Source organism: Caulobacter endophyticus (genome assembly GCF_003116815.1).
GTDB classification, from domain to species: domain Bacteria; phylum Pseudomonadota; class Alphaproteobacteria; order Caulobacterales; family Caulobacteraceae; genus Caulobacter; species Caulobacter endophyticus.
In genome coordinates, this window is the sequence record NZ_QDKQ01000071.1 from 245848 (window position 1) to 266570 (window position 20723).

Annotated in this window: 23 protein-coding genes and 3 tRNA genes; 22 read left to right on the forward strand and 4 right to left on the reverse strand. The window is 66.5% G+C overall.

What is annotated here, in order from left to right; all coding sequences use genetic code 11:
* The first annotated feature begins 17 nt into the window (after positions 1-17).
* The 3 genes from DDF67_RS22495 to DDF67_RS22505 all read left to right on the forward strand — a co-directional run bounded on the left by DDF67_RS22495 (position 18) and on the right by DDF67_RS22505 (position 931).
* Entirely contained in the window at positions 18-296 is a 279-nt protein-coding gene (locus tag DDF67_RS22495) for an HU family DNA-binding protein (protein ID WP_058346343.1), read from the forward strand.
* Positions 297-402: 106 nt separating this feature from the next.
* Positions 403-477, forward strand: a tRNA-Val gene (locus DDF67_RS22500).
* Positions 478-562: 85 nt separating this feature from the next.
* On the forward strand, positions 563-931 hold the full coding sequence (locus tag DDF67_RS22505) for a GFA family protein (protein ID WP_109455019.1): 369 nt from the start codon (positions 563-565) through the stop codon (positions 929-931).
* Between the two features lie 4 nt (positions 932-935).
* Here DDF67_RS22505 and DDF67_RS22510 read toward each other — a convergent pair whose 3' ends face one another.
* Complete coding sequence (locus DDF67_RS22510; protein WP_109455020.1) at positions 936-2186, reverse strand: glycosyltransferase; 1251 nt, start codon at positions 2184-2186, stop codon at positions 936-938.
* 270 nt (positions 2187-2456) lie between these two features.
* Between DDF67_RS22510 and DDF67_RS22515 the strand changes: the two genes are divergently transcribed.
* The gene (locus DDF67_RS22515) at positions 2457-3620 is read left to right on the forward strand and encodes a glycosyltransferase family 4 protein (protein ID WP_332888339.1); all 1164 of its coding nucleotides are present in this window, start codon (positions 2457-2459) and stop codon (positions 3618-3620) included.
* Between the two features lie 15 nt (positions 3621-3635).
* Here the strand turns inward: DDF67_RS22515 and DDF67_RS22520 are convergent, their stop codons facing one another.
* From DDF67_RS22520 to DDF67_RS22530, 3 genes are all read right to left on the reverse strand, one after another.
* The gene (locus tag DDF67_RS22520) at positions 3636-4649 is read right to left on the reverse strand and encodes an LLM class flavin-dependent oxidoreductase (RefSeq protein ID WP_109455022.1); all 1014 of its coding nucleotides are present in this window, start codon (positions 4647-4649) and stop codon (positions 3636-3638) included.
* Between the two features lie 139 nt (positions 4650-4788).
* Positions 4789-4865 (reverse strand) — tRNA-Asp (locus DDF67_RS22525).
* A 69-nt stretch (positions 4866-4934) separates the two neighbouring features.
* A tRNA-Asp gene (locus DDF67_RS22530) sits at positions 4935-5011 on the reverse strand.
* Between the two features lie 201 nt (positions 5012-5212).
* On the opposite strand from DDF67_RS22530, the gene DDF67_RS22535 reads away from it, so the two are divergent.
* The 18 genes from DDF67_RS22535 to nuoN all read left to right on the forward strand — a co-directional run bounded on the left by DDF67_RS22535 (position 5213) and on the right by nuoN (position 20723).
* Positions 5213-5590 carry an NADH-quinone oxidoreductase subunit A gene (locus DDF67_RS22535; protein WP_109455023.1) on the forward strand — a complete coding sequence of 126 codons (378 nt, stop codon included), beginning with the start codon at positions 5213-5215 and terminating at the stop codon, positions 5588-5590.
* The gene (locus tag DDF67_RS22540; protein WP_101712996.1) at positions 5560-6165 is read left to right on the forward strand and encodes a NuoB/complex I 20 kDa subunit family protein; all 606 of its coding nucleotides are present in this window, start codon (positions 5560-5562) and stop codon (positions 6163-6165) included. Before DDF67_RS22535 ends, DDF67_RS22540 begins: the two co-directional genes overlap by 31 nt.
* Entirely contained in the window at positions 6162-6764 is a 603-nt protein-coding gene (locus DDF67_RS22545; protein ID WP_109455024.1) for an NADH-quinone oxidoreductase subunit C, read from the forward strand. The genes DDF67_RS22540 and DDF67_RS22545 overlap by 4 nt, the downstream gene beginning before the upstream one ends.
* 3 nt (positions 6765-6767) lie before the next feature.
* Positions 6768-8018: an NADH-quinone oxidoreductase subunit D gene (locus tag DDF67_RS22550; RefSeq protein ID WP_109455025.1), complete on the forward strand. Its 1251-nt coding sequence runs from the start codon at positions 6768-6770 to the stop codon at positions 8016-8018.
* Positions 8015-8347 (forward strand): nuclear transport factor 2 family protein, encoded by a 333-nt coding sequence (locus tag DDF67_RS22555; protein ID WP_109455026.1) that lies wholly within the window; start codon positions 8015-8017, stop codon positions 8345-8347. Before DDF67_RS22550 ends, DDF67_RS22555 begins: the two co-directional genes overlap by 4 nt.
* On the forward strand, positions 8344-9027 hold the full coding sequence (gene nuoE / locus DDF67_RS22560; protein WP_109455027.1) for an NADH-quinone oxidoreductase subunit NuoE: 684 nt from the start codon (positions 8344-8346) through the stop codon (positions 9025-9027). The genes DDF67_RS22555 and nuoE overlap by 4 nt, the downstream gene beginning before the upstream one ends.
* Positions 9027-9263, forward strand: a complete 237-nt coding sequence (locus tag DDF67_RS22565; protein ID WP_109455028.1) for a hypothetical protein — start codon at positions 9027-9029, stop codon at positions 9261-9263. Before nuoE ends, DDF67_RS22565 begins: the two co-directional genes overlap by 1 nt.
* Positions 9260-9520 (forward strand): hypothetical protein, encoded by a 261-nt coding sequence (locus DDF67_RS22570; protein ID WP_101719846.1) that lies wholly within the window; start codon positions 9260-9262, stop codon positions 9518-9520. The genes DDF67_RS22565 and DDF67_RS22570 overlap by 4 nt, the downstream gene beginning before the upstream one ends.
* A 4-nt stretch (positions 9521-9524) precedes the next feature.
* Positions 9525-10844: an NADH-quinone oxidoreductase subunit NuoF gene (nuoF, locus tag DDF67_RS22575; protein WP_109455029.1), complete on the forward strand. Its 1320-nt coding sequence runs from the start codon at positions 9525-9527 to the stop codon at positions 10842-10844.
* Positions 10845-10849: 5 nt separating this feature from the next.
* The gene (gene nuoG, locus DDF67_RS22580) at positions 10850-12910 is read left to right on the forward strand and encodes an NADH-quinone oxidoreductase subunit NuoG (protein WP_109455030.1); all 2061 of its coding nucleotides are present in this window, start codon (positions 10850-10852) and stop codon (positions 12908-12910) included.
* A gap of 3 nt (positions 12911-12913) precedes the next feature.
* Entirely contained in the window at positions 12914-13978 is a 1065-nt protein-coding gene (gene nuoH, locus DDF67_RS22585; protein WP_109455031.1) for an NADH-quinone oxidoreductase subunit NuoH, read from the forward strand.
* The gene (locus DDF67_RS22590) at positions 13975-14217 is read left to right on the forward strand and encodes a hypothetical protein (RefSeq protein WP_109455032.1); all 243 of its coding nucleotides are present in this window, start codon (positions 13975-13977) and stop codon (positions 14215-14217) included. Before nuoH ends, DDF67_RS22590 begins: the two co-directional genes overlap by 4 nt.
* Positions 14214-14705, forward strand: a complete 492-nt coding sequence (gene nuoI, locus DDF67_RS22595; protein WP_058346359.1) for an NADH-quinone oxidoreductase subunit NuoI — start codon at positions 14214-14216, stop codon at positions 14703-14705. Before DDF67_RS22590 ends, nuoI begins: the two co-directional genes overlap by 4 nt.
* An 81-nt stretch (positions 14706-14786) precedes the next feature.
* Positions 14787-15404, forward strand: coding sequence for an NADH-quinone oxidoreductase subunit J (locus tag DDF67_RS22600; protein WP_058346360.1), 618 nt, complete (start codon positions 14787-14789; stop codon positions 15402-15404).
* Positions 15401-15706: an NADH-quinone oxidoreductase subunit NuoK gene (gene nuoK, locus DDF67_RS22605; RefSeq protein WP_058346361.1), complete on the forward strand. Its 306-nt coding sequence runs from the start codon at positions 15401-15403 to the stop codon at positions 15704-15706. Before DDF67_RS22600 ends, nuoK begins: the two co-directional genes overlap by 4 nt.
* Positions 15707-15710: 4 nt before the next feature.
* Positions 15711-17780, forward strand: coding sequence for an NADH-quinone oxidoreductase subunit L (nuoL, locus tag DDF67_RS22610; protein ID WP_109455033.1), 2070 nt, complete (start codon positions 15711-15713; stop codon positions 17778-17780).
* A gap of 10 nt (positions 17781-17790) precedes the next feature.
* Positions 17791-19275 carry an NADH-quinone oxidoreductase subunit M gene (locus DDF67_RS22615; RefSeq protein ID WP_109455034.1) on the forward strand — a complete coding sequence of 495 codons (1485 nt, stop codon included), beginning with the start codon at positions 17791-17793 and terminating at the stop codon, positions 19273-19275.
* An 8-nt stretch (positions 19276-19283) separates the two neighbouring features.
* On the forward strand, positions 19284-20723 hold the full coding sequence (nuoN, locus tag DDF67_RS22620; protein WP_109455035.1) for an NADH-quinone oxidoreductase subunit NuoN: 1440 nt from the start codon (positions 19284-19286) through the stop codon (positions 20721-20723).

Below are 20723 nucleotides of genomic sequence, written 5' to 3' on the forward strand. Positions count from 1 at the left end.
TTGGCTGGGAGACAAAAATGACCACGAAAGCCGAACTCGTCACGGCGATCGCCGAAAAGGCGGGCATCAACAAGAACCAGGCGAAGGACGCCCTGGAAGCTTTCATCGACACCGTGACCACTTCGCTGAAGTCGGGCTCGGACGTGCGTCTGGTGGGCTTCGGCACCTTCAAGGCCGTGACCCGGGCCGCCGGCACCGCGCGCAACCCGCGCACCGGCGAGACCGTCGAGCGTCCGGCCTCGAAGACCGCCCGCTTCCAGGTCGGTGAAGGCCTGAAGACCACCCTGAACGGCTGATCCCGTTTCGGTTTCTAAGGGGCGGGGCGTTGGATGACGGCCCGCCCTTTTCTATGCGCGCTTCCCATGCGGCCCGACTGCGGCTAGAAGGCGCGACCCTGCGAAGGGGCGGTTAGCTCAGCGGTAGAGCGTCTCGTTTACACCGAGAGGGTCGGGGGTTCGATCCCCTCACCGCCCACCAGGATCCTTAAAGGCCAATGCTGACACCAGGCTGTCAGCGGACCTTCGGCAGTCTCCCCAGCATTGGACGCCAAAGGGAGATCGCCATGTCCGTCAAGGGAAGCTGCCATTGCGGCGCCACCCAGTTCCAGGTCGAGACCGCGCCGACCGAGCTGACCAGTTGCAACTGCTCGTTCTGCTCCAAGCGCGGCGCGCTGGTCGCCTACTACACGCCGGAGACCTTCAGGCTGCTGACCGCGCGCGACCGGGTTTCGACCTATCAGTGGGGCGGTTACATGGGCTCGCACCATCACTGCGCCATCTGCGGCTGCGGGACCTACAGCGAGTTCCCCGACTTCAGCACCGGCGTGGCCGACTACGACAACCCGCGTGTCAGCATCAATGTGCGGCTGCTGAACGACTTCGACCTGTCGCCGCTGCCGGTGACCTATCTGAACGGCCGCGACGATTGGTGAGCGGCTAAACCAGCGTCTCCAGCGCCTGGGCGGCGTGGCGCTCCTCGGCGTCGCGGGAGATCCCGTCGCCCAGGGCCTTGGCCGCTTGGCGGTAGGTCGGATCGTCGAGCAGGCGGGTCAGCGCCTCGGCGATGCGGTCGGGAGAGGCGTCGGGCGCCAGGGTGATGGCCGCGCCGCGGTGGGCGGCGCGCATGGCGTTGTCGTTCTGGTCGCGGCCCATCGGCAGGCACAGCAGCGGAACCCCGGCCATCAGCGGCCGCAACACCGAGCCGTGGCCGGCGTGGGTGACGATGGCGGCGGCGTCTTTCAACACCTCGCCGTGAGGGGCGCTGCGCACGATCTTCACGTGGGCCGGCGCCTCGAACTGCGCCGGATCCAGCGTTGGACCGGTGGTCACCAGCGCGCGAACGGGCAGGCTGGACAGGGCTGCGATGACGTTGCGCAGCGTCGCCTCCTGCGCCTGGTAGAGGCTGGAGAACGACACCAGCACCAGCGGCGCGTCGCCCTGCGGCAGCGGCGCGGGCTCCACCCAGGCCGGATCGGCCAGGTATGGGCCGACATGGGAGAACGGAGCAGGCAGGGGATCGGGCGCGAAGTCGAAGGCCGGGCTGGTCGCCAGCAGGATGGCGTCGGCGGCGTCGAACTGGGCGAAGAGATCGTCCAGCGCCGGCAGGCCATGCTCGGCGCGGGCGGCGTTCAGCGCCGGCAGGCCTGATTGGAACAGGCCCCGGGCCATTTGGGCGACCATGGCGTGCATGGCCCGCTCCTGATCGTCGGCCGCCGGGGCCATGCCGGCCCCGAACGGCGGCGCGCCGGGCAGGTTGGGCAGCGACCAGATATTGGCCGAAAGCAGGGCGAGCTTCGTTCCCCGCGTCTGGGCGGCGACCATCACGCCCAGCAGCAGTTCCTGGGTCACGACCACGTCGGCCGGGAAATCGTCCAGGGCGTCGAGCGTGTCGCGGGCATAGGCGCCGGCGGGGCCGGTCATCACCCGTTCGAGCAGACGCTCTATGACGGCCATCGGATTGTCGGCCTCGAAGTCGCGCAGACGATCGTCGTCGCGGGTCTTGCCGGTCTGGAACGGCGCGGTCGTCCAGGGACGGAACGGAACGCCCAGGGCCTGGGCGTCGGCGGCGTTGGCCGGATCGCTGATCGCCAGCACCTCGTGGCCGCGCGCGATCATGTCGGCGGCGACCATCAGCAGCGGCTGCACATGACCGCCGCCTTCCCAGGTAGTGAACAGAAAACGCGCCATGTCGGATACCCCCGTTGGCTCCTCCTACGACGCGGGAGCCGATCAATCCAGGGAACCGAAATATGGTTTTTGCGCCGGTGCGCGACGCGACGTAGGGTGGCGTCACGCGGCTGGACAACGGTCCAGCTTCGGAGGAACCTCCCGCCGCCCGAGCACCTTATGGCTTGGCGGCCGCGTAAGACGGCTCCCTCTGCAGTAGCGAGGTACGGCGTGATCGATTTGCTGCCCTCTTCTCCGCCGAGCCCCGACGCCGGCGCGCCGCAGGACCAGATTCGATCAAAACCAGGCCGGCCGGCCCGTCTCGTCGATACGACGATGCTGTATGCGCCGCGCAGCGGCGGGGTGCGGCGCTATCTGAACGCCAAGCGCGCCTGGCTGGCCGAAAATCGGCCCGGCGTGCGCCACACCCTGGTGGTGCCAGGGCCGCGCGATGCTCATGACGGCCACGGACGGGTGTCGATCTACGCCGCGCCGCTGCCGTTCGGCGACGGCTATCGCTGGCCGATCGGCAAGACCAGCTGGATGGAGCGGCTGATCCGCCAGCGTCCCGACGTCATCGAAGCCGGCGATCCCTATACGCCGGGCCTGGCCGCGCTGAAGGCGGGCGACGCTCTGGGCGTGCCGGTCGTCGGATTCTGCCATACCGATCTGGGGGCCCTGGCGGCGCTGCACATCGGTGAATGGGCGGAAAAGCCGGTCCAGAAGCGCTGGGCGGCGATCTACCGCCAGTTCGACCAGGCCGTGGCCCCCAGCCATTTCATCGCCGGTCGCCTGGTTGAAGCGGGAGTTCGCGACGCCATCGGCCTGCCGCTGGGTGTCGACGTAGACACCTTTCATCCCGCGCGTGGGGATCGCGCGGCCCTGCGCAAGCGCCTGGGACTGACAGATCGCCACCGGATCCTCGTCTTCGCCGGCCGTCCGGCGCGGGAAAAGAAGCTCGACGTGCTGGTCGACGCGGTCGAGCGGCTGGGCGAGCCCTACGTGCTGCTGCTGATCGGGGCCGGCGCTGGCGCGCGGGCCAGCGATCAGGTGATCGCCATGGACTATCAGCGCGATCCCGAAGCCCTGGCCGCGATCCTGGCCGGCTGCGACGCCTTCGTTCACGCCAATGACAACGAGCCTTTCGGCCTGATCGTGCTGGAAGCCATGGCCTGCGGCCTGCCGGTGGTCGGGGTGGCGGCCGGCGGCGTGGCCGAAAGCGTCGACGAGGAGGTTGGGGTGCTGGCCTCGGCTTCGGAAGGCGGCGTGTTCGCCGAAGCGATCGAGGCGCTGTTCGCCCGCGACATGGCCGCCCTGGGCCGCGCCGCGCGGCTGCGGGCCGAAACCCGCCACGGGTGGACGCCGGTGTTCCAGCGCCTGACCGAAATCTATGCCCGCCTCAGCGGAGCGCGGGCCTTTCTCGGCGAAGCGGCCGTCGCGGCCGCCTCGCACTAGAGAATAAAGAGAACCTCAGGCGGCGCGGCGAAGTTCGTCGCGCAGGCCTGCAAGAATCTCATAGCTGCGCAGGCGCGCGGCGTGGTCATGAATCTGCGAGGCGGCCATCACCTCGTCGGCGCCGGTGGCCTCGATCACCGCGCGCAGCTTGTCGGCCACGGTCGCGGGCGAGCCGATCGCCGAATAGCGGAAGGTGTTGTTCACGCCGGCCAGCTCGGCGGGCGAGGCGATGGCGGTGATGTCGTCGACCGGCGGCGGCAGCAGGCCGGGGTTGCCACGGCGCAGGGCCAGAAACTGCTGCTGGGTTGAGGTGTGCAGGCGCTGGGCCTCCTCGTCGGTGTCGGCGGCGCAGACCCCGATGCAGATCATGAAGTAGGGCTTGTCGAGCTGGGCCGACGGGCGGAAGCCGCGGCGATAGACCTCGACGGCCTGCATCAGCTGTTCCGGCGCGAAGTGGGCGGCGAAGGCGTAGGGCAGGCCCAGGGCCGCGGCCAGCTGGGCGCCGTAGGTGCTGGAGCCCAGCAGCCACAGCGGCACGTCCTGGCCTTCGCCCGGAACCGCGCGCACGGCTTGGTCGGGCGTGGCCGGTTGGAACCAGTGCTGAAGCTCGACGACGTCCTCGGCGAAGCGGTCGACCGAGCCCGCATAGCGGCGCAAGGCGCGGATCGTGGCCTGGTCCGTACCCGGCGCGCGGCCAAGGCCAAGGTCGATTCTGCCCGGATGCAGCGCCGCCAGCGTACCGAAAGCCTCGGCGATCATCAGCGGCGCGTGGTTGGGCAGCATGATTCCGCCAGACCCGACTCGAATCTTCGAGGTTCCGGCGGCCACGTGACCAATAACCACGGTTGTGGCGGCGCTGGCGATACCGGGCATGTTGTGGTGCTCGGCCAGCCAATATCTGTGGAAACCTAGCGACTCGGCGTGGCGAGCGAGGTCCAAAGTATTGGCGAGCGCCTGACTGACCGTTGTTCCTTGAGGAACCGGCGACAGATCGAGGACGGAAAACGGAAGATCGGCGGACTGGGTCATGTCCGCTACATGGGATGCGACCGGTCGGTAACAACCGTTGGCCGACACAATTTGTCGCAGTGGCCGCGAGGACCGCGCGCTCAAGCGGCACGAAGCGACGCCTAAGCGGGCAGACTTGAAAAAGGGGGGAGGGGAGAAATGGCGCGAATGACGGGGCTCGAACCCGCGACCTCCGGCGTGACAGGCCGGCGCTCTAACCAACTGAGCTACATCCGCGTCGCGTAAGGCCGTTAAACCCTACGAAGCGCTCGCTTTTAACTCGGATCGCTACCTTCGAGAAGAAGGTGGCGCGAATGACGGGGCTCGAACCCGCGACCTCCGGCGTGACAGGCCGGCGCTCTAACCAACTGAGCTACATCCGCATTTGCTGTCCGCCGAGGCGGAAGTGCGACCCGCCGTAGCGGCGAGGGGCGTCTGATATGTCGGGCCGAGACTCGTGTCAACGGCCATGTCGCAGAACCTGTGGATGGCTTGCAGTTGCGATCGTTTCTCAATGTGGCCCGGGCGTTTGAAGCGGGGGAAACACTGGGCTACAACGCGGCCGATTCAAGCCAAGGGCTGTCATGAACGCCTTCCTTCTCCAGTACCTGCCGATCGTGATCTTCCTCGGGATCGCGGCTGTTATCGGCATCGTCTTCATGTTGGCTGCCGCCGTGCTCGCGCCCAAGGCGCCGGACCCGGAAAAGCTGTCCGCATATGAATGCGGCTTCAACGCCTTCGACGATGCGCGCATGAAGTTCGACGTCCGGTTCTACCTGGTGTCGATCCTCTTCATCATCTTCGACCTCGAAGTGGCGTTCCTGTTCCCGTGGGCCGTCACGCTGCTGAAGTTGCCGCACGACGTCGCCGCCTACGCCTTCTGGTCCATGATGGCGTTCCTTGGTGTTCTGACCGTCGGCTTTATCTACGAATGGAAGAAGGGCGCCCTCGAATGGGAGTGATCGTTCCCGCCAACAGCTCGCCCGTCGTTCCGGCCGGCGCCGCTGGCCGCTCGACCGTGCAGGGCTATGACCCCAAGCTGCACGACGCCTTCTTCGACGGCGTATCGCAGCAGCTGGCCGACAAGGGCTTCATCACGGCCGCCGCCGACGACCTCATCACCTGGGCCCGCACGGGCTCGCTGATGTGGATGACGTTCGGCCTGGCCTGCTGCGCCGTCGAGATGATGCACTCGGCCATGCCGCGCTACGACCTGGAGCGCTACGGCTTCGCCCCGCGCGCCAGCCCGCGCCAGTCGGACGTGATGATCGTCGCCGGTACGCTGACCAACAAGATGGCTCCGGCTCTGCGCAAGGTCTACGACCAGATGCCCGAGCCCCGCTACGTCATCTCGATGGGCAGCTGCGCCAACGGCGGCGGCTACTACTATTACAGCTACAGCGTCGTTCGCGGCTGCGACCGCGTCGTGCCGATCGACATCTACGTGCCGGGCTGCCCGCCTACGGCCGAAGCGCTCGTCTACGGCGTGCTGCAGCTCCAGAAGAAGATCCGTCGCACGGGGACCATCGAGCGATGAGCCAAGACCTCGAAGCCCTCGGCCAGGCGATCGTCGCCAACTCGGCCGGCGCGATCGCCTCGTACAACGTGGCGTTCGGCGAGCTGAACCTGCTGGGTTCGGCCAACCGCGTGGTCGAGCTGCTGACCTACCTGCGCGATCACCCCGACTACCGCTTCCACCAGCTGGTGGACCTGACGGCGGTCGACTATCCGGAACGCGCCGCGCGTTTCGACGTGGTCTACCACCTGCTGTCGATGGTGAAGAACGTCCGCGTCCGCGTGAAGGTGCAGACCGACGAAGACACCCCGGTGCCGAGCGCTACGCCCGTGTTCCCGGTCGCCGATTGGTTCGAGCGCGAAGTGTTCGACATGTACGGCGTGTTCTTCGAAGGCCACCCGGACCTGCGCCGCATCCTGACGGACTACGGCTTCCACGGTCACCCGCTGCGGAAAGACTTCCCGATGACGGGCTATGTCGAGGTCCGCTACGACGACGAGCTCAAGCGCGTCGTCTACGAACCCGTGAAGATCACCGAGTACCGCGCATTCGACTTCCTCTCTCCGTGGGAGGGCGCCAAGTACGCCCTGCCGGGCGACGAGAAGGCGGAGAAGGCTTAAGTCATGACTGGCACGAACGCTCCCGCCGCGGCGACCGACTTCTTCCGCGACGAACCGACCGTTCCGGCGATCCCGGAAACCCCGGTCCGCAAGTTCAACATCAACTTCGGCCCCCAGCACCCGGCCGCGCACGGCGTGCTGCGCCTGGTGCTGGAGCTCGACGGTGAAATCGTCGAGCGCGTCGATCCGCACATCGGCCTGCTGCACCGCGGCACCGAGAAGCTGATGGAAGCGCGCACCTATCTGCAGAACATTCCGTACTTCGACCGCCTCGACTACGTGGCGCCGATGAACCAGGAGCATGCGTTCTGCCTGGCGATCGAGAAGCTGCTGGGCGTTGAAGTGCCCAAGCGCGGCCAGATCGTGCGCGTGCTGTTCTGCGAGATCGGCCGGATCCTTAACCACCTGCTGAACGTGACGACCCAGGCCATGGACGTCGGCGCCCTGACGCCGCCGCTCTGGGGCTTCGAGGAGCGCGAGAAGCTGATGGTGTTCTACGAGCGCGCCTGCGGCGCTCGCCTGCACGCCAACTACTTCCGTCCGGGCGGCGTCCACCAGGACTTGACCCCGAGCCTGATCGACGACATCGAGACCTGGGCGAAGGCTTTCCCCAAGATCTGCGACGACATCGAAGGCCTGATCACCGACAACCGCATCTTCAAGCAGCGCAACGTCGATATCGGCGTCGTGAGCAAGGAAGACGCCTGGGCCTGGGGCTTCTCGGGCGTGATGGTGCGCGGTTCGGGCATCGCCTGGGACCTGCGCCGCAACCAGCCGTACGAGAACTACAACGAGTTCGAGTTCGACATCCCGCTGGGCAAGAACGGCGACTGCTACGACCGTTATCTCTGCCGCATGCAGGAGATGCGCGAGAGCACCAAGATCATCCTGCAGGCCGTGGCCATGCTGCGCGCCACGCCGGGTCCGGTGCTGAGCGAGGACAACAAGGTCAGCCCGCCCCGTCGCGCCGAGATGAAGCGCTCGATGGAAGCCCTGATCCACCACTTCAAGCTCTATACCGAGGGCTTCAAGACGCCGGAAGGCGAGGTCTACGCGGCCGTCGAAGCCCCCAAGGGCGAGTTCGGCGTCTACGTCGTCAGCAACGGCACCAACAAGCCGTACCGCTGCAAGATCAAGGCTCCGGGCTTCTCGCACCTGGCCGCCATGGACTGGATGAACCGCGGCCACCAGTTGGCCGACGTTTCGGCCATCCTGGGCTCGCTCGACATCGTGTTCGGCGAGGTCGACCGATGAGCCTGGAAACCATCGCCCAGGCCCAGCTGGACGCCTACAACGCCCAGGATCTGGACGCCCACTGCGCCCACTTCGCCGACGACGTGGTCGTTGCCGGCCTGAACGGCGAGGTGGCGCGCACGGGCATCGAGGCCTACCGCGCCTTCTACGCCAAGACCTTCGCCGAGTTCCCCAAGAACCACGCGAAGCTGCTGAACCGCATCGTGGTCGGCTCGAACGTGATCGATCACGAGCACGTCGACCGCGGCAACGGCGACGCGCCTTTCCAGGTCGCCGCCATCTACACCTTCAAGGGCGACAAGATCGTCCGCGTGGATTTCGCCCGATGAGCGTCCGTCGTCTCGCCAAGGAACAGCCCGCCAGCTTCGCCTTCTCGGCCGAAAGCCAGGCCAAGGCCGACTGGTGGAAAGCCAAGTACCCCGCCGCCCGCAAGCAGTCGGCGGTGATCCCGATGCTGTGGCTGGCCCAGAAGCAGGAAGGCTGGGTGCAGGAGCCCGCGATCCAGGAGATCGCGCGCCAGCTCGAGATGCCGGTCATCCGCGTTCTCGAAGTGGCCACCTTCTACGTGATGTTCCAGCTGGCCCCGGTGGGTAAGACCGCCTTCGTCCAGCTGTGCGGCACCACGCCCTGCCAGCTGCGCGGCGCGCTCGACCTGCGCTCGGTGCTGGAGAAGAAGATCGGCCCGGCCCACTCGGTCTCGGCCGACGGCAAGTTCAGCTGGGAAGAGGTCGAGTGCCTCGGCGCCTGCTGCAACGCCCCGATGGCGGCCATCAACGACTACTACTACGAAGACCTGACGCCGGAGAGCCTGGCCCAGATCCTCGACGACTTCGCCGCGGGCAAGGCCCCGCAGCCGGGCAGCTACGAGGGCCGCAAGTCCTCGGAGCCGAAGGACAAGATCCAGACCTTGACCGATCCGAAGCTGTACGACGGCTCGGCGGCCAAGAAGATCAAGATCCCGAACCTGCCCGAGAAGCCGAAGAAGACCAAGGCGGAGCCCGCCGCCTGATGACCGACGTGGCCGTCCAACAGAAGAAGCGCTTCACGACGATGATCGCCATCGACGTCGTGTGCTTCCTGCTGGCCGGCGCGGCGATCGTCGGGCACGTGGCTTTCCACGTCTCCTGGCTGCTGCCGGTGTTCGTCCTGGCGATCGTCGCCGGGCTGGGCGCCCAGATCTGGTTCGTGCTCGGCTGGCTGAATGCCACCAAGCCTGAAACGCCGGAAGCGGGGAGGGCGCCATGAGCGACGACCTCGCCGACAAGCGGCGGGCCTACGTGGCCACGATCCGAAGCCTGTACCGCAAGGAACGGGCCTTCGGTTTCCTGGCCAGCCTGGCGGGCGTGCTGCTGCTGATCTGGGGCCGGGAGGTCCCCGGCGCGCCAGCCTGGGCTACGCCCACAGGTCTTTTGGTGATCGGCGCCGGTTGGCTGCTTTTCGCCTATGTCATCGTCCGGCGGACGCGCTATGTCCGCACCCATCCATTCGATCCGCAAAGCTAGAGTCATGGTCGGTATCCTCGAAGACAAGGATCGCATCTTCACCAACCTTTACGGGCTCCAGGACTGGGGTCTGGAAGGTGCGAAGGCGCGCGGTTGCTGGAACGGCACCAAGGATATTCTGGACGCCGGGCGCGACTGGATCATCGAGAACATGAAGAACTCCGGTCTGCGAGGCCGTGGGGGCGCTGGTTTCTCGACCGGTCTGAAGTGGTCCTTCATGCCCAAGGAAGTGAAGGAAGGTCGTCCGCACTATCTCGTCGTCAACGCCGACGAGTCCGAGCCGGGCACCTGCAAGGACCGGGAGATCATGCGGCATGACCCGCATCTCCTGATCGAGGGCTGCCTGATCGCCTCGCGCGCCATGCTGGCCCACGCCTGCTACATCTACATCCGCGGCGAATACGTCTTCGAGCGCGAGCGCCTGGAAGCGGCGATCAAGCAAGCCTACGAGGCCAAGCTAGTCGGCAAGGATAACATCCACGGCTGGGACTTCGACATCTACGTCCACCACGGCGCCGGCGCCTATATCTGCGGCGAAGAGACGGCCCTGCTGGAAAGCCTGGAAGGCAAGAAAGGCCAGCCGCGCCTAAAGCCTCCGTTCCCGGCCGGCGCTGGCCTCTATGGCATGCCGACCACGGTCAACAACGTCGAGAGCATCGCCGTCGCCGGTACGATCCTGCGCCGCGGCGCGGCCTGGTTCGCCGGTTTCGGCCGTCCCAACAACGCCGGCACCAAGCTGTTCTGCGTCTCGGGCCACGTGAACCTGCCCTGCAACGTCGAAGAAGCCATGAGCATCCCCTTCCGTCAGCTGATGGAAGATCACTGCGGCGGCATCCGCGGCGGCTGGGGTAATCTCAAGGCCGTCATCCCCGGCGGTTCGTCGGTTCCGATGATCCCGGCCGAGCAGTGCGAAGACCTGCCGATGGACTTCGACGCCCTGCGTAACCTGAAGTCGGGCCTGGGCACCGCCGCCGTCATCGTCATGGACAAGTCCACCGACCTGGTCCGCGCCATCGCCCGCCTGTCGTACTTCTACAAGCACGAGAGCTGCGGTCAGTGCACGCCGTGCCGCGAAGGCACCGGCTGGATGTGGCGCGTCATGGAGCGCATGGCCACCGGCGAAGCCGATCCGAAGGAAATCGACACCCTTTTGGACGTCACGACCCAGGTCGAGGGTCACACCATCTGCGCCCTGGGCGACGCGGCCGCCTGGCCGATCCAGGGTCTGTTCCGCCACTTCCGCCACGAGGTTGAAGAGCGGATCGCTTCCTATCGTAGCGGTCGCCTGCACGTGCAGGGCGCCAAGCTGATCGCGGCGGAGTAACGAGAATGGCAATCGCCAAGGTCAACGGCGTCGAGGTCGAGTTCGAACCCGGCATGACGGTTCTGCAGGTTGCGGAACTGGCTGGGGAAGAGATCCCGCGCTTCTGCTATCACGAACGTCTGAGCATCGCCGGCAACTGCCGCATGTGCCTGGTCGAGGTTAAGCCCGGCCCGCCGAAGCCGCAGGCTTCGTGCGCCCTGCCGGCCGCCGAGGGCCAGGAGATCTTCACCAAGACTCCGATGGTCAAGAAGGCCCGCGAAGGGGTGATGGAGTTCCTGCTCATCAACCACCCGCTGGACTGCCCGATCTGCGACCAGGGCGGCGAGTGCGACCTGCAGGACCAGGCCGTCGGCTACGGCCGCGACGACAGCCGCTACGACGAGAACAAGCGCGCGGTCGAAGAGAAGGCCATGGGCCCGCTCATCAAGACCGTGATGACGCGCTGCATCCAGTGCACCCGCTGCGTCCGCTTCATCACCGAAGTCGCCGGCTCGCCGGAAATCGGCCTGATCTCGCGCGGTGAAGACGTCGAGATCACGACCTACCTGGGCGCCGCGGTGACCTCGGAACTGTCGGCCAACGTCATCGACCTGTGCCCGGTCGGCGCCCTGACCTCCAAGCCGTACGCCTTCGAAGCCCGCCCGTGGGAACTGAAGAAGACCGAAAGCATCGACGTGATGGACGCGCTCGGCTCGTCGATCCGCGTCGACGGCCGCGCCAACGCCGTGCTGCGCGTGCTGCCGCGCATCAACGAGGAGGTCAACGAAGAGTGGATCTCCGACAAGACGCGCTACGCCGTCGACGGCCTGCAGCGCCAGCGCCTCGACCGTCCGTACGTCCGCGTCGACGGCAAGCTGAAGCCGGCCACCTGGGCTGAAGCCTTCGCCGCCGTCTCCGCCAAGATCAAGGCGACCGCGCCCGAGCGCATCGGCGTCATCGCCGGCGACCTGCAGGACGCCGAAAGCCTGAAGGCGACCAAGGACCTCTTCACCGCTCTCGGCGTGAAGAACCTCGACGCCCGCCAGGACGGCGCGGCCCTGGGCCAGGGCCCGCGCGAGAGCTGGCTGTTCAACTCGACCATCGCCGGCATCGAAGACGCCGACGTCGTCCTGTTCGTCGGCAGCAACCCGCGCCTCGAGGCCCCGGTCCTCAACGCCCGCTTCCGCAAGCAGTGGCTGGCCGGCAAGACCCGCTTCGGCGTCATCGGCGAGCAGGTCGACCTGACCTTCGGCTACGACTACCTCGGCGCGGGCGCCAAGACCCTGTCGGGCCTGGCCAAGGCCAAGAACGACTTCGTCGCCGCCTTCGAGGCCGCCGAGCGTCCCGCGATCATCATCGGCCAGGGCGCCCTGGCCCGCGCCGACGGCGCGGCGGTCCTCAAGGCCGCCGCCGGCCTCGCCAAGACCTTCAACGTGGTCCGCGAAGGCTGGAACGGCTGGAACGTGCTGCACACCGCCGCCGCCCGCGTGGCTGGCCTCGACCTGGGCTTCGTGCCTGCCGAGGGCGGTCTGTCGACCGGCGACATGCTGAAGCCGGGCGCGCTGGACGTGCTGTTCCTGCTGGGCGCCGACGAGTGCGAAAGCGCCGCTTCGGACGCCTTCAAGATCTATCTCGGCACCCACGGCGACGCCGGCGCCCACAAGGCCGACGTCATCCTGCCTGGCGCCGCCTACACCGAAAAGAACGGCCTGTACGTGAACACCGAGGGCCGGGTGCAGATGGGCAAGCGGGCCGTGTTCCCGAAGGGCGAGGCCAAGGAAGACTGGTCGATCCTGCGGGCGCTGTCGGAAACCCTGGGCCACAAGCTGCCTTATGACAGCCTGGACCAGCTGCGCGCCAAGCTGTTCGCGGATCACCCCACCTTCGGCCAGATCGACTTCGCCCCGGGCTCGGTTCCCACCGTGTTCGACCTCGCCGCCGTCGGCGGGGAAGGGGAGGCGACCGACGCTCCGTTCGAGAGCCCGGTGAAGGCCTTCCACCTGACCAATCCCATCGCGCGCGCCAGCGTGACCATGGCCGAGTGCGCGGCCAACGTCTCGGCCGCCTCCAAGATCGCCGCGGAGTAAGCCGTGAACGAGATCAATCCGCTTCTCTGGTTCGGCCTCACGCTCGGCGGCATCCTGCTGGTCGTGATCTGGGTCCTGCTGAGCCTGGCCTTCCTGCTGCTGGCCGACCGCAAGATCTGGGCCGGCGTCCAGATGCGCAAGGGCCCCAACGTCGTCGGTCCTTTCGGCCTGCTTCAGTCGTTCGCCGACTTCGGCAAGTTCGTGCTGAAGGAAATCGTCATCCCGGCCGGCGCCGACAAGGCCATCTTCCTGCTGGCCCCGCTGATCAGCCTGATCCTGGGCTTCATCGGCTGGGCCGTGGTGCCGTTCGCGCCGGGCTGGGTCGTCTCCAACCTGAACGTCGGCATCCTCTACCTGCTGGCGATGAGCTCGCTGGGCGTCTACGGCATCATCATGGGCGGCTGGGCTTCGAACTCGAAGTACCCGTTCCTGGGCGCGCTGCGTTCGGCGGCGCAGATGGTGTCGTACGAAGTGTCGATCGGCCTGATCATCATCACGGTGATCCTGCTGGCCGGTTCGATGAACCTGTCGACCATCGTCGAGCATCAGTCCGGCTGGATCTGGAACTGGAACGTCTTCGGCGGCGGCCTCAAGAACATCGTCCTGCTGCCGGTCATGGTGATCGCCATGGGCATGTTCTACATCTCGGCCCTGGCCGAGACGAACCGCCCGCCGTTCGACCTTCCGGAAGCTGAATCCGAACTCGTGGCCGGCTACCAGGTCGAGTACTCCTCGACCCCGTACCTGCTGTTCATGGTCGCCGAATATTCGAACATCGTCCTGATGTGCGCCATGATCAACGTGCTGTTCTTCGGCGGCTGGAACCCCGGCTTCCCGACGGACTTCATGGCCACCTGGCCGACTTTCGCGGCCAACCTGCTGCTGGCCTTGGTGTTCTACGCCAAGATCTGCTTCTGGTTCTTCATGTTCGCCATGGCCAAGGCCATCGTGCCCCGCTACCGCTACGACCAACTGATGCGCCTGGGCTGGAAGGTCTTCCTGCCGATGTCGCTGGTGCTGGTCGTGCTGGTGGCCGGCTGGCGCGTCTTCTCGCCGGTGGCGGGATGAGGCGTCCGCTCGCCCTGGCCCTGACCGGGCTGGTCCTGACGACGGCGGGCGCCTGCGCGTCCGTCGCCGAGGACCGCTCCTATTCGCTGGGGCGAGGGATCGTGAACTACGACGAGCTGCGTCGGGCCGGCGACAAGTGCCAGGCCGAAGGCGGATCGTTGCAAGCCAAGATGGACGGGGGAGATCCCGCCCAGCTTTCGAACTACACCTGCGTCATTCCGAAGGTTAAGCGGCCATGATGAGTCGTATCACCCAAGCCGTCAAAGGCGTCGCCCTGCTGGACTTCGCGGGCGCCTTCGGCCTGGCCATGAAGTATCTGGTCGCGCCGAAGAAGACCGTGATCTATCCCAACGAGCGCGGCCCGCAGTCGCCGCGCTTCCGGGGCGAGCACGCCCTGCGCCGCTACCCCAACGGGGAAGAGCGCTGCATCGCGTGCAAGCTGTGCGAGGCCATCTGCCCGGCCCAGGCCATCACCATCGAAGCCGAACCGCGCGAGGACGGCAGCCGCCGCACGACCCGGTACGACATCGACATGGTCAAGTGCATCTACTGCGGCCTGTGCCAGGAGGCCTGCCCGGTGGACGCCATCGTCGAAGGCCCGAACATCGAGTTCGCGGTCGAGACGCGTGAAGAGCTCTACTACGACAAGGAAAAGCTGCTCGACAACGGTGACCGTTGGGAGCGGCTGATCGCGAAGAATCTGGAGTTGGACGCTCCGTACCGCTAAACGGTCGGCGCGAATCCGAGTTGGCGGCGTGCGCTTCGCACGTCGCTGTTATTTGAACTTATCAGGGGAGCACCTGGGCCAATGGCCTTGCAGGCGATAGCTTTCTACTTGCTGGCGTTCGTGACCATTGCGGCGGGTCTTCTCGTCGTCTCGGCCAAGAACCCCGTGCACTCGGTGCTCTTCCTGATCACCGCCTTCTTCTCGGCCGCAGGCCTCTTCGTCCTCCTGGGCGCGGAGTTCCTCGCGATGCTGCTGATCGTCGTCTATGTGGGCGCGGTCGCGGTGCTGTTCCTCTTCGTCGTCATGATGCTCGACATCGACTTCGAAGCGCTTCGGGACGGCTTCGCCCAGTACCTGCCGATCGGCGGTCTGGTCGGCGGCATCCTGACGATCGAGATGATCATGGTCGCCGTCAGCGTGGCCACCAACGGCGCGGCCGCCAAGAACGCCGCTCCGCTGGCGTCGCCGGGCGGTGTCAGCAACACCGAGGCCATCGGCCGGGTGCTCTACACCGACTACATCTTCTTCTTCCAGGCTGCGGGTCTGGTGCTGCTGGTCGCGATGATCGGCGCCATCGTCCTGACCCTGCGTCACAAGCCGGGCGTCAAGCGCCAGGATATCGGCAAGCAGGTCGCCCGTACGCCCAAGACCGGAATGGAACTCGTGCAGATCAAGCCGGGCGAGGGGATCAGCGAATGATCGGCCTTCCGCATTACCTCATCGTCGCCGCCATCCTCTTCACGATCGGCGTCTTCGGGATCTTCGTGAACCGCAAGAACATCATCGTCATCCTGATGTCGATCGAGCTCATTCTGCTGGCGGTGAACATCAACCTGGTCGCCTTCTCGGCCTACCTGCACAACGTTGTGGGCCAGATCTTCGCGATGTTCGTGCTGACCGTGGCGGCCGCAGAGGCCGCCGTCGGCCTCGCCATCCTGGTGACCTTCTTCCGGAACCGCGGCGACATCGCGGTCGACGACGCCAGCATGATGAAGGGCTGACCCAGTGCAATCGCTCGTCACCATTCTCGTCTTCGCCCCGCTGGTGGGCGCGATCATCGCCGGCCTGTTCGGCCGGCGGATCGGCAACGTCGCGTCGCAAGCCGTCACCACGGGCCTGCTGATCCTGGCCTGCGCCCTGTCGTGGGTCACCTTCAGCCAGTGGACCTGGGGCCACATGGAGGCCTTCACGGTCTCGCTGCTGCCCTTCATCCACGTGGGCGACTTCATCGCCAACTGGTCGATCCGCATCGACGCCCTGTCGGCGACCATGCTGATCGTGGTCACGACCGTCTCGGCGCTCGTCCACATCTACTCCTGGGGCTACATGGCCGAGGACGACAGCAAGCCGCGCTTCTTCGCGTACCTGTCGCTCTTCACCTTCGCCATGCTGTCGCTGGTCACCGCCGCCGACTTCATGCAGCTGTTCTTCGGCTGGGAAGGCGTGGGCCTGGCCTCGTACCTGCTGATCGGCTTCTGGTTCAAGAAGCCGTCGGCCAGCGCGGCCGCCATCAAGGCCTTCGTCGTCAACCGCGTCGGCGACTTCGGCTTCGCGCTCGGCATCATGACCGTCTACTGGGCGTTCGGCACGATCAACTTCGCCGAACTGTTCCCGATGATCCAGGCGGGCGCCGCCCGCAGCTGGCAGTTCGCCGGCCATAGCTGGCCTCTGGTCGACATCGCCTGCTTCCTGCTGTTCATCGGCGCCATGGGCAAGTCGGCGCAGTTCTTCCTGCACACCTGGCTTCCGGACGCCATGGAAGGCCCGACCCCCGTGTCGGCGCTGATCCACGCGGCCACCATGGTGACCGCCGGCGTCTACATGCTGTGCCTGCTGTCGCCGATGTTCGAATACGCCCCCGTGGCCAAGAACATCGTCACGGTGATCGGCGCCGTCACGGCTCTCTTCGCCGCGACGGTCGGCCTGACCCAGAACGACATCAAGCGCGTCATCGCCTACTCGACCTGTTCGCAGCTGGGCTACATGTTCTTCGCCGCCGGCGTGGGCGCCTACCAGGCGGCCATGTTCCACCTGTTCACGCACGCCTTCTTCAAGGCGCTGCTGTTCCTGGGCGCCGGTTCGGTGATCCACGGCATGCACCACGAGCAGGACATGCGCCGCTACGGCGCCCTGGCCAAGCTGCTGCCGGTGACCTTTATCGCCATGACGATCGGCACGATCGCCATCACGGGCCTCGGCTTCCCGCCGCTGCACCTGGGCTTCGCCGGCTTCTACTCGAAGGACACCATCATCGAGGCGGCCTTCGCCGCGGGCGGCCACAACCAGATCGCCATGTTCGCGTGGGTCATCGGCGTGCTCGTCGCCGGCCTGACCTCGTTCTACTCGTGGCGCCTGGCGTTCTTCACCTTCAACGGCAAGGCCCGCTGGGGTCATGACGACCACGGCCACGACGATCACGCGCACGCCGCCCATGGTCATGACGACCACGCCCACGGCGCGCACGACGATCATGGCCATGACGACCATGGCCATGGCCACGATCACAAGCCGCACGAGAGCCCGTGGGTGATGCTGTTCCCGCTGGTCGTGCTGTCGATCGGCGCGGTCGCCGCCGGCTTCGTCTTCACCGGCTACTTCGTGGGTCACCACGAGGCCGAGTTCTGGCGCGGCGCGATCTACAACGCCCCGACCAACCACGTGCTGCACGACGCGCACAACGTTGCGACCTGGGTGAAGTGGAGCCCGCTGATCGCCTCGCTCATCGGCCTGGCCATCGCCGTCTACGTCTACCTGATCAAGGGCAACGAGCGGCTGGGCCTCAAGCTCGCCGAGCGCAAGGGCCCGCTGTACGTGTTCTTCTACAACAAGTGGTTCTTCGACGAGCTGTACGACGCCACCTTCGTGCGCGCCGCCCGGTTCCTCGGCGACCTGTTCTGGAAGGGCGGGGACCAGAAGATCATCGATCGCCTGGGTCCCGACGGCGTCAGCGCCGTCTCCTACGCCGTCGGCCGCAAGACGGGCAAAGCCCAGACCGGCTACGTCTACCACTACGCTTTCGTCATGCTGCTCGGCGTCGCCGGCCTGCTGACGTTCGCCCTTTACGCATTCCGTTGAGGACGGATCGATGACCGGCCTGCTCAGCCTTACGACCTTCGCTCCGCTCGTCGGCGTGGCCCTGATCCTGGCGGCTCGCGCCGCCAAGGGGCCGGGCGCCGCCACCGACACCCTGTCCAAGTGGATCGCCCTGGCGACCACCCTGGTCACCTTCGCCCTGGCGCTGGTGGTGACCCTGCAGTTCGACCCGAAGAACCCGGGCTTCCAGTTCGTGGAAGACGTCGCCTGGTTCGCGGGCCTGCACTATCGCATGGGCATCGACGGCATCTCGGTGCTGCTGGTCCTGCTCACCGCCTTCCTGCTGCCGATCTGTATCGTGGCCAGCTGGAAGTCGGTCGAGAAGCGCGTCGTCGAATACCTGATCGCCTTCCTGGTCCTCGAGACCCTGGTGGTCGGCGTGTTCTGCGCGCTGGACCTGGTGCTGTTCTACCTCTTCTTCGAAGGGGGCCTGGTGCCGATGTTCCTGATCATCGGCATCTGGGGCGGCAAGCGCCGGATCTACGCGGCCTACAAGTTCTTCCTCTACACGCTGCTCGGCTCGGTGCTGATGCTGGCGGCCATCCTGGCCATGATCTCGATCGCCGGCACCTCGTCGATCCCCGAGCTCATGACCTACAAGTTCGCCCCGTGGCTCCAGACCTGGCTGTGGCTGGCCTTCTTCGCCTCGTTCGCGGTGAAGATGCCGATGTGGCCGGTGCACACCTGGCTGCCCGACGCCCACGTTGAAGCCCCGACGGCGGGTTCGGTCATCCTGGCCGGCATCCTGCTGAAGATGGGCGGCTACGGCTTCATGCGCTTCAGCATCCCGATGTTCCCGAACGCCTCGGAGATGTTCCAGCCGCTGGTGTTCGCCATGTCGGGCATCGCCATCGTCTACACCTCGCTGGTCGCCTTCCGTCAGACCGACATCAAGAAGCTGATCGCCTACTCGTCGGTCGCCCACATGGGCTTCGTGACCATGGGCATCTTCTCGGGCAACGCCGCCGGCGAGCAGGGCGCCCTGTTCCAGATGATCAGCCACGGCGTGATCTCGGGCGCGCTCTTCCTCTGCGTCGGCGTGGTCTACGACCGCATGCACACTCGCGAGATCGCCTTCTACGGCGGCCTGACCAACCGCATGCCGCACTACGCCTTCGTGTTCCTGCTGTTCACGATGGGTAACGTCGGCCTGCCGGGCACCTCCGGCTTCGTCGGTGAAATCCTGACGATGACCGGCGTCTACCAGGCCTCGACCTGGACGGCGATCGTGTCGGCCACCGGCGTGATCCTGTCGGCGATGTACGCCCTGACGCTGTACCGCCGCGTCATGTACGGCGAGATCGTCAATCCGGAACTGAAGACGATCACCGACCTCGACGCGCGCGAGATCCTGCTCTTCGTGCCGCTGATCATCATGACCCTGGTGCTCGGCATCTATCCCAATCTTGTGTTCAACCTGACCGCGTCGTCCGTCGACGGGCTCGTCGGCGCCTGGCGCGCCGCCGTGGGCGGGTGAGGGACCCCATGACGTTCTCCGCCAACATCTCCCTCGTCCTGCCCGAGCTGGTCCTCGGGGTCTCGGCCCTGCTGCTGCTGGTCTGGGGCGCCTTCTCCAAGAAGACCACGCCGGTCTTCACGGGCGCTTCGGTCCTGGCGCTGCTGGCCGCCGCCGTCCTGGCGGCGATCGGTCCGCACGGCCACGCCTTCAACGGCGTCTACTCGGCCGACGCCGCCGCCAGCTACGCCAAGGTCGCGATCTTCCTGTTCAGCGCCCTGGCCATCGTGCTCGGCGATCGCTGGCTGGCCGCCCGCGGCGACCAGAAGTTCGAGTTCCCGGTCCTGGTCGTACTGTCGGCCGTCGGCATGGGCGTCACCGCCTCGGCCGGCGACCTGATCAGCCTCTATATCGGCGTCGAGCTGCAATCGCTGGCCCTGTACGTCCTGGCGGCCTTCCGCCGCGACGACGCCAAGGCCTCGGAAGCGGGCCTGAAGTACTTCGTGCTGGGCGCGCTGTCGTCGGGCATCCTGCTGTACGGCGCCTCGCTGATCTACGGCTTCGCCGGTTCGACCCGCTTCGCCGACATCGCCGTCGCCTCGCACGGCGCTCATGGCCTTGGCCTGCTGTTCGGCCTGATCTTCGTGATCTGCGGCCTGGCGTTCAAGGTTTCGGCCGCGCCGTTCCACATGTGGACGCCGGACGTCTACGAAGGCGCCCCGACCCCGGTCGTCGGCTTCTTCGCCGCCGCGCCGAAGCTGGCCGCCATGATGATGTTCGCCCGCGTGCTGGGCGACGCCTTCCCCGACGCCGTGTCGCAATGGCGCCAGGTGCTGATCATCGCGGCCCTGCTGTCGGTGTTCGTCGGCGCCTTCGCGGGTCTGGCCCAGACCAACCTCAAGCGCCTGTGGGCCTATTCCTCGATCGCCAACGTCGGCTACGCCCTGCTGGGCGTCGCCACCGGCGGCGAGGTCGGCATCCACTCGATGCTGGTGTTCATGGTGCTCTACATGGTGGACGTCACCGGCTTCTTCGCCTGCCTGCAGGCGCTGAACCGCGACGGCAAGCCGATGGAGACCATCGAGGACATGGCCGGCCTGGTGAAGCAGCGTCCGGGCGTGGCCCTGGCCCTTACAGCGTTCTCGCTGTCGGCGCTCGGCCTGCCGCCGTTCTCGGGCTTCTGGGCCAAGTTCTACGTCTTCAAGGCCGCCATGGGCGCGGGCGACGTGCCGCTGCAGTGGGCCGCCGTGCTCGGCCTCGTGGGCAGCGTCGTGGCCGCCTTCTATTACCTGCGCCTGATCAAGGCGATGTGGTTCGATGCGCCGGCCGGCGCGGTGGACAAGCCGCAACCGACCGCTCGCGCGATCGGCTTCGCCGCGGCGCTGTTCTCGTTCCCGGTCGTCCTGGTCGCGCTGATCTGGCTCGACCCCGCCGCCAAGCTCGCGGCGGCGGCTTTCGGCCACCTGTGA

What these genes read in the sequence shown, in the direction of transcription:
- DDF67_RS22590 (WP_109455032.1), top strand. Translation starts at nt 13,975, where the DNA reads ATGAGGCGTCCGCTCGCCCTGGCCCTGACCGGGCTGGTCCTGACGACG.
- DDF67_RS22545 (WP_109455024.1), top strand. Translation starts at nt 6,162, where the DNA reads ATGAGCCAAGACCTCGAAGCCCTCGGCCAGGCGATCGTCGCCAACTCG.
- DDF67_RS22540 (WP_101712996.1), top strand. Translation starts at nt 5,560, where the DNA reads ATGGAAGAAGGGCGCCCTCGAATGGGAGTGATCGTTCCCGCCAACAGC.
- DDF67_RS22535 (WP_109455023.1), top strand. Translation starts at nt 5,213, where the DNA reads ATGAACGCCTTCCTTCTCCAGTACCTGCCGATCGTGATCTTCCTCGGG.
- DDF67_RS22615 (WP_109455034.1), top strand. Translation starts at nt 17,791, where the DNA reads ATGACCGGCCTGCTCAGCCTTACGACCTTCGCTCCGCTCGTCGGCGTG.
- DDF67_RS22600 (WP_058346360.1), top strand. Translation starts at nt 14,787, where the DNA reads ATGGCCTTGCAGGCGATAGCTTTCTACTTGCTGGCGTTCGTGACCATT.
- nuoI (WP_058346359.1), top strand. Translation starts at nt 14,214, where the DNA reads ATGATGAGTCGTATCACCCAAGCCGTCAAAGGCGTCGCCCTGCTGGAC.
- nuoF (WP_109455029.1), top strand. Translation starts at nt 9,525, where the DNA reads ATGGTCGGTATCCTCGAAGACAAGGATCGCATCTTCACCAACCTTTAC.
- nuoG (WP_109455030.1), top strand. Translation starts at nt 10,850, where the DNA reads ATGGCAATCGCCAAGGTCAACGGCGTCGAGGTCGAGTTCGAACCCGGC.
- DDF67_RS22555 (WP_109455026.1), top strand. Translation starts at nt 8,015, where the DNA reads ATGAGCCTGGAAACCATCGCCCAGGCCCAGCTGGACGCCTACAACGCC.
- nuoE (WP_109455027.1), top strand. Translation starts at nt 8,344, where the DNA reads ATGAGCGTCCGTCGTCTCGCCAAGGAACAGCCCGCCAGCTTCGCCTTC.
- DDF67_RS22550 (WP_109455025.1), top strand. Translation starts at nt 6,768, where the DNA reads ATGACTGGCACGAACGCTCCCGCCGCGGCGACCGACTTCTTCCGCGAC.
- DDF67_RS22570 (WP_101719846.1), top strand. Translation starts at nt 9,260, where the DNA reads ATGAGCGACGACCTCGCCGACAAGCGGCGGGCCTACGTGGCCACGATC.
- DDF67_RS22505 (WP_109455019.1), top strand. Translation starts at nt 563, where the DNA reads ATGTCCGTCAAGGGAAGCTGCCATTGCGGCGCCACCCAGTTCCAGGTC.
- DDF67_RS22510 (WP_109455020.1), bottom strand. Translation starts at nt 2,186, where the DNA reads ATGGCGCGTTTTCTGTTCACTACCTGGGAAGGCGGCGGTCATGTGCAG.
- nuoN (WP_109455035.1), top strand. Translation starts at nt 19,284, where the DNA reads ATGACGTTCTCCGCCAACATCTCCCTCGTCCTGCCCGAGCTGGTCCTC.
- nuoK (WP_058346361.1), top strand. Translation starts at nt 15,401, where the DNA reads ATGATCGGCCTTCCGCATTACCTCATCGTCGCCGCCATCCTCTTCACG.
- DDF67_RS22565 (WP_109455028.1), top strand. Translation starts at nt 9,027, where the DNA reads ATGACCGACGTGGCCGTCCAACAGAAGAAGCGCTTCACGACGATGATC.
- DDF67_RS22520 (WP_109455022.1), bottom strand. Translation starts at nt 4,649, where the DNA reads ATGACCCAGTCCGCCGATCTTCCGTTTTCCGTCCTCGATCTGTCGCCG.
- DDF67_RS22495 (WP_058346343.1), top strand. Translation starts at nt 18, where the DNA reads ATGACCACGAAAGCCGAACTCGTCACGGCGATCGCCGAAAAGGCGGGC.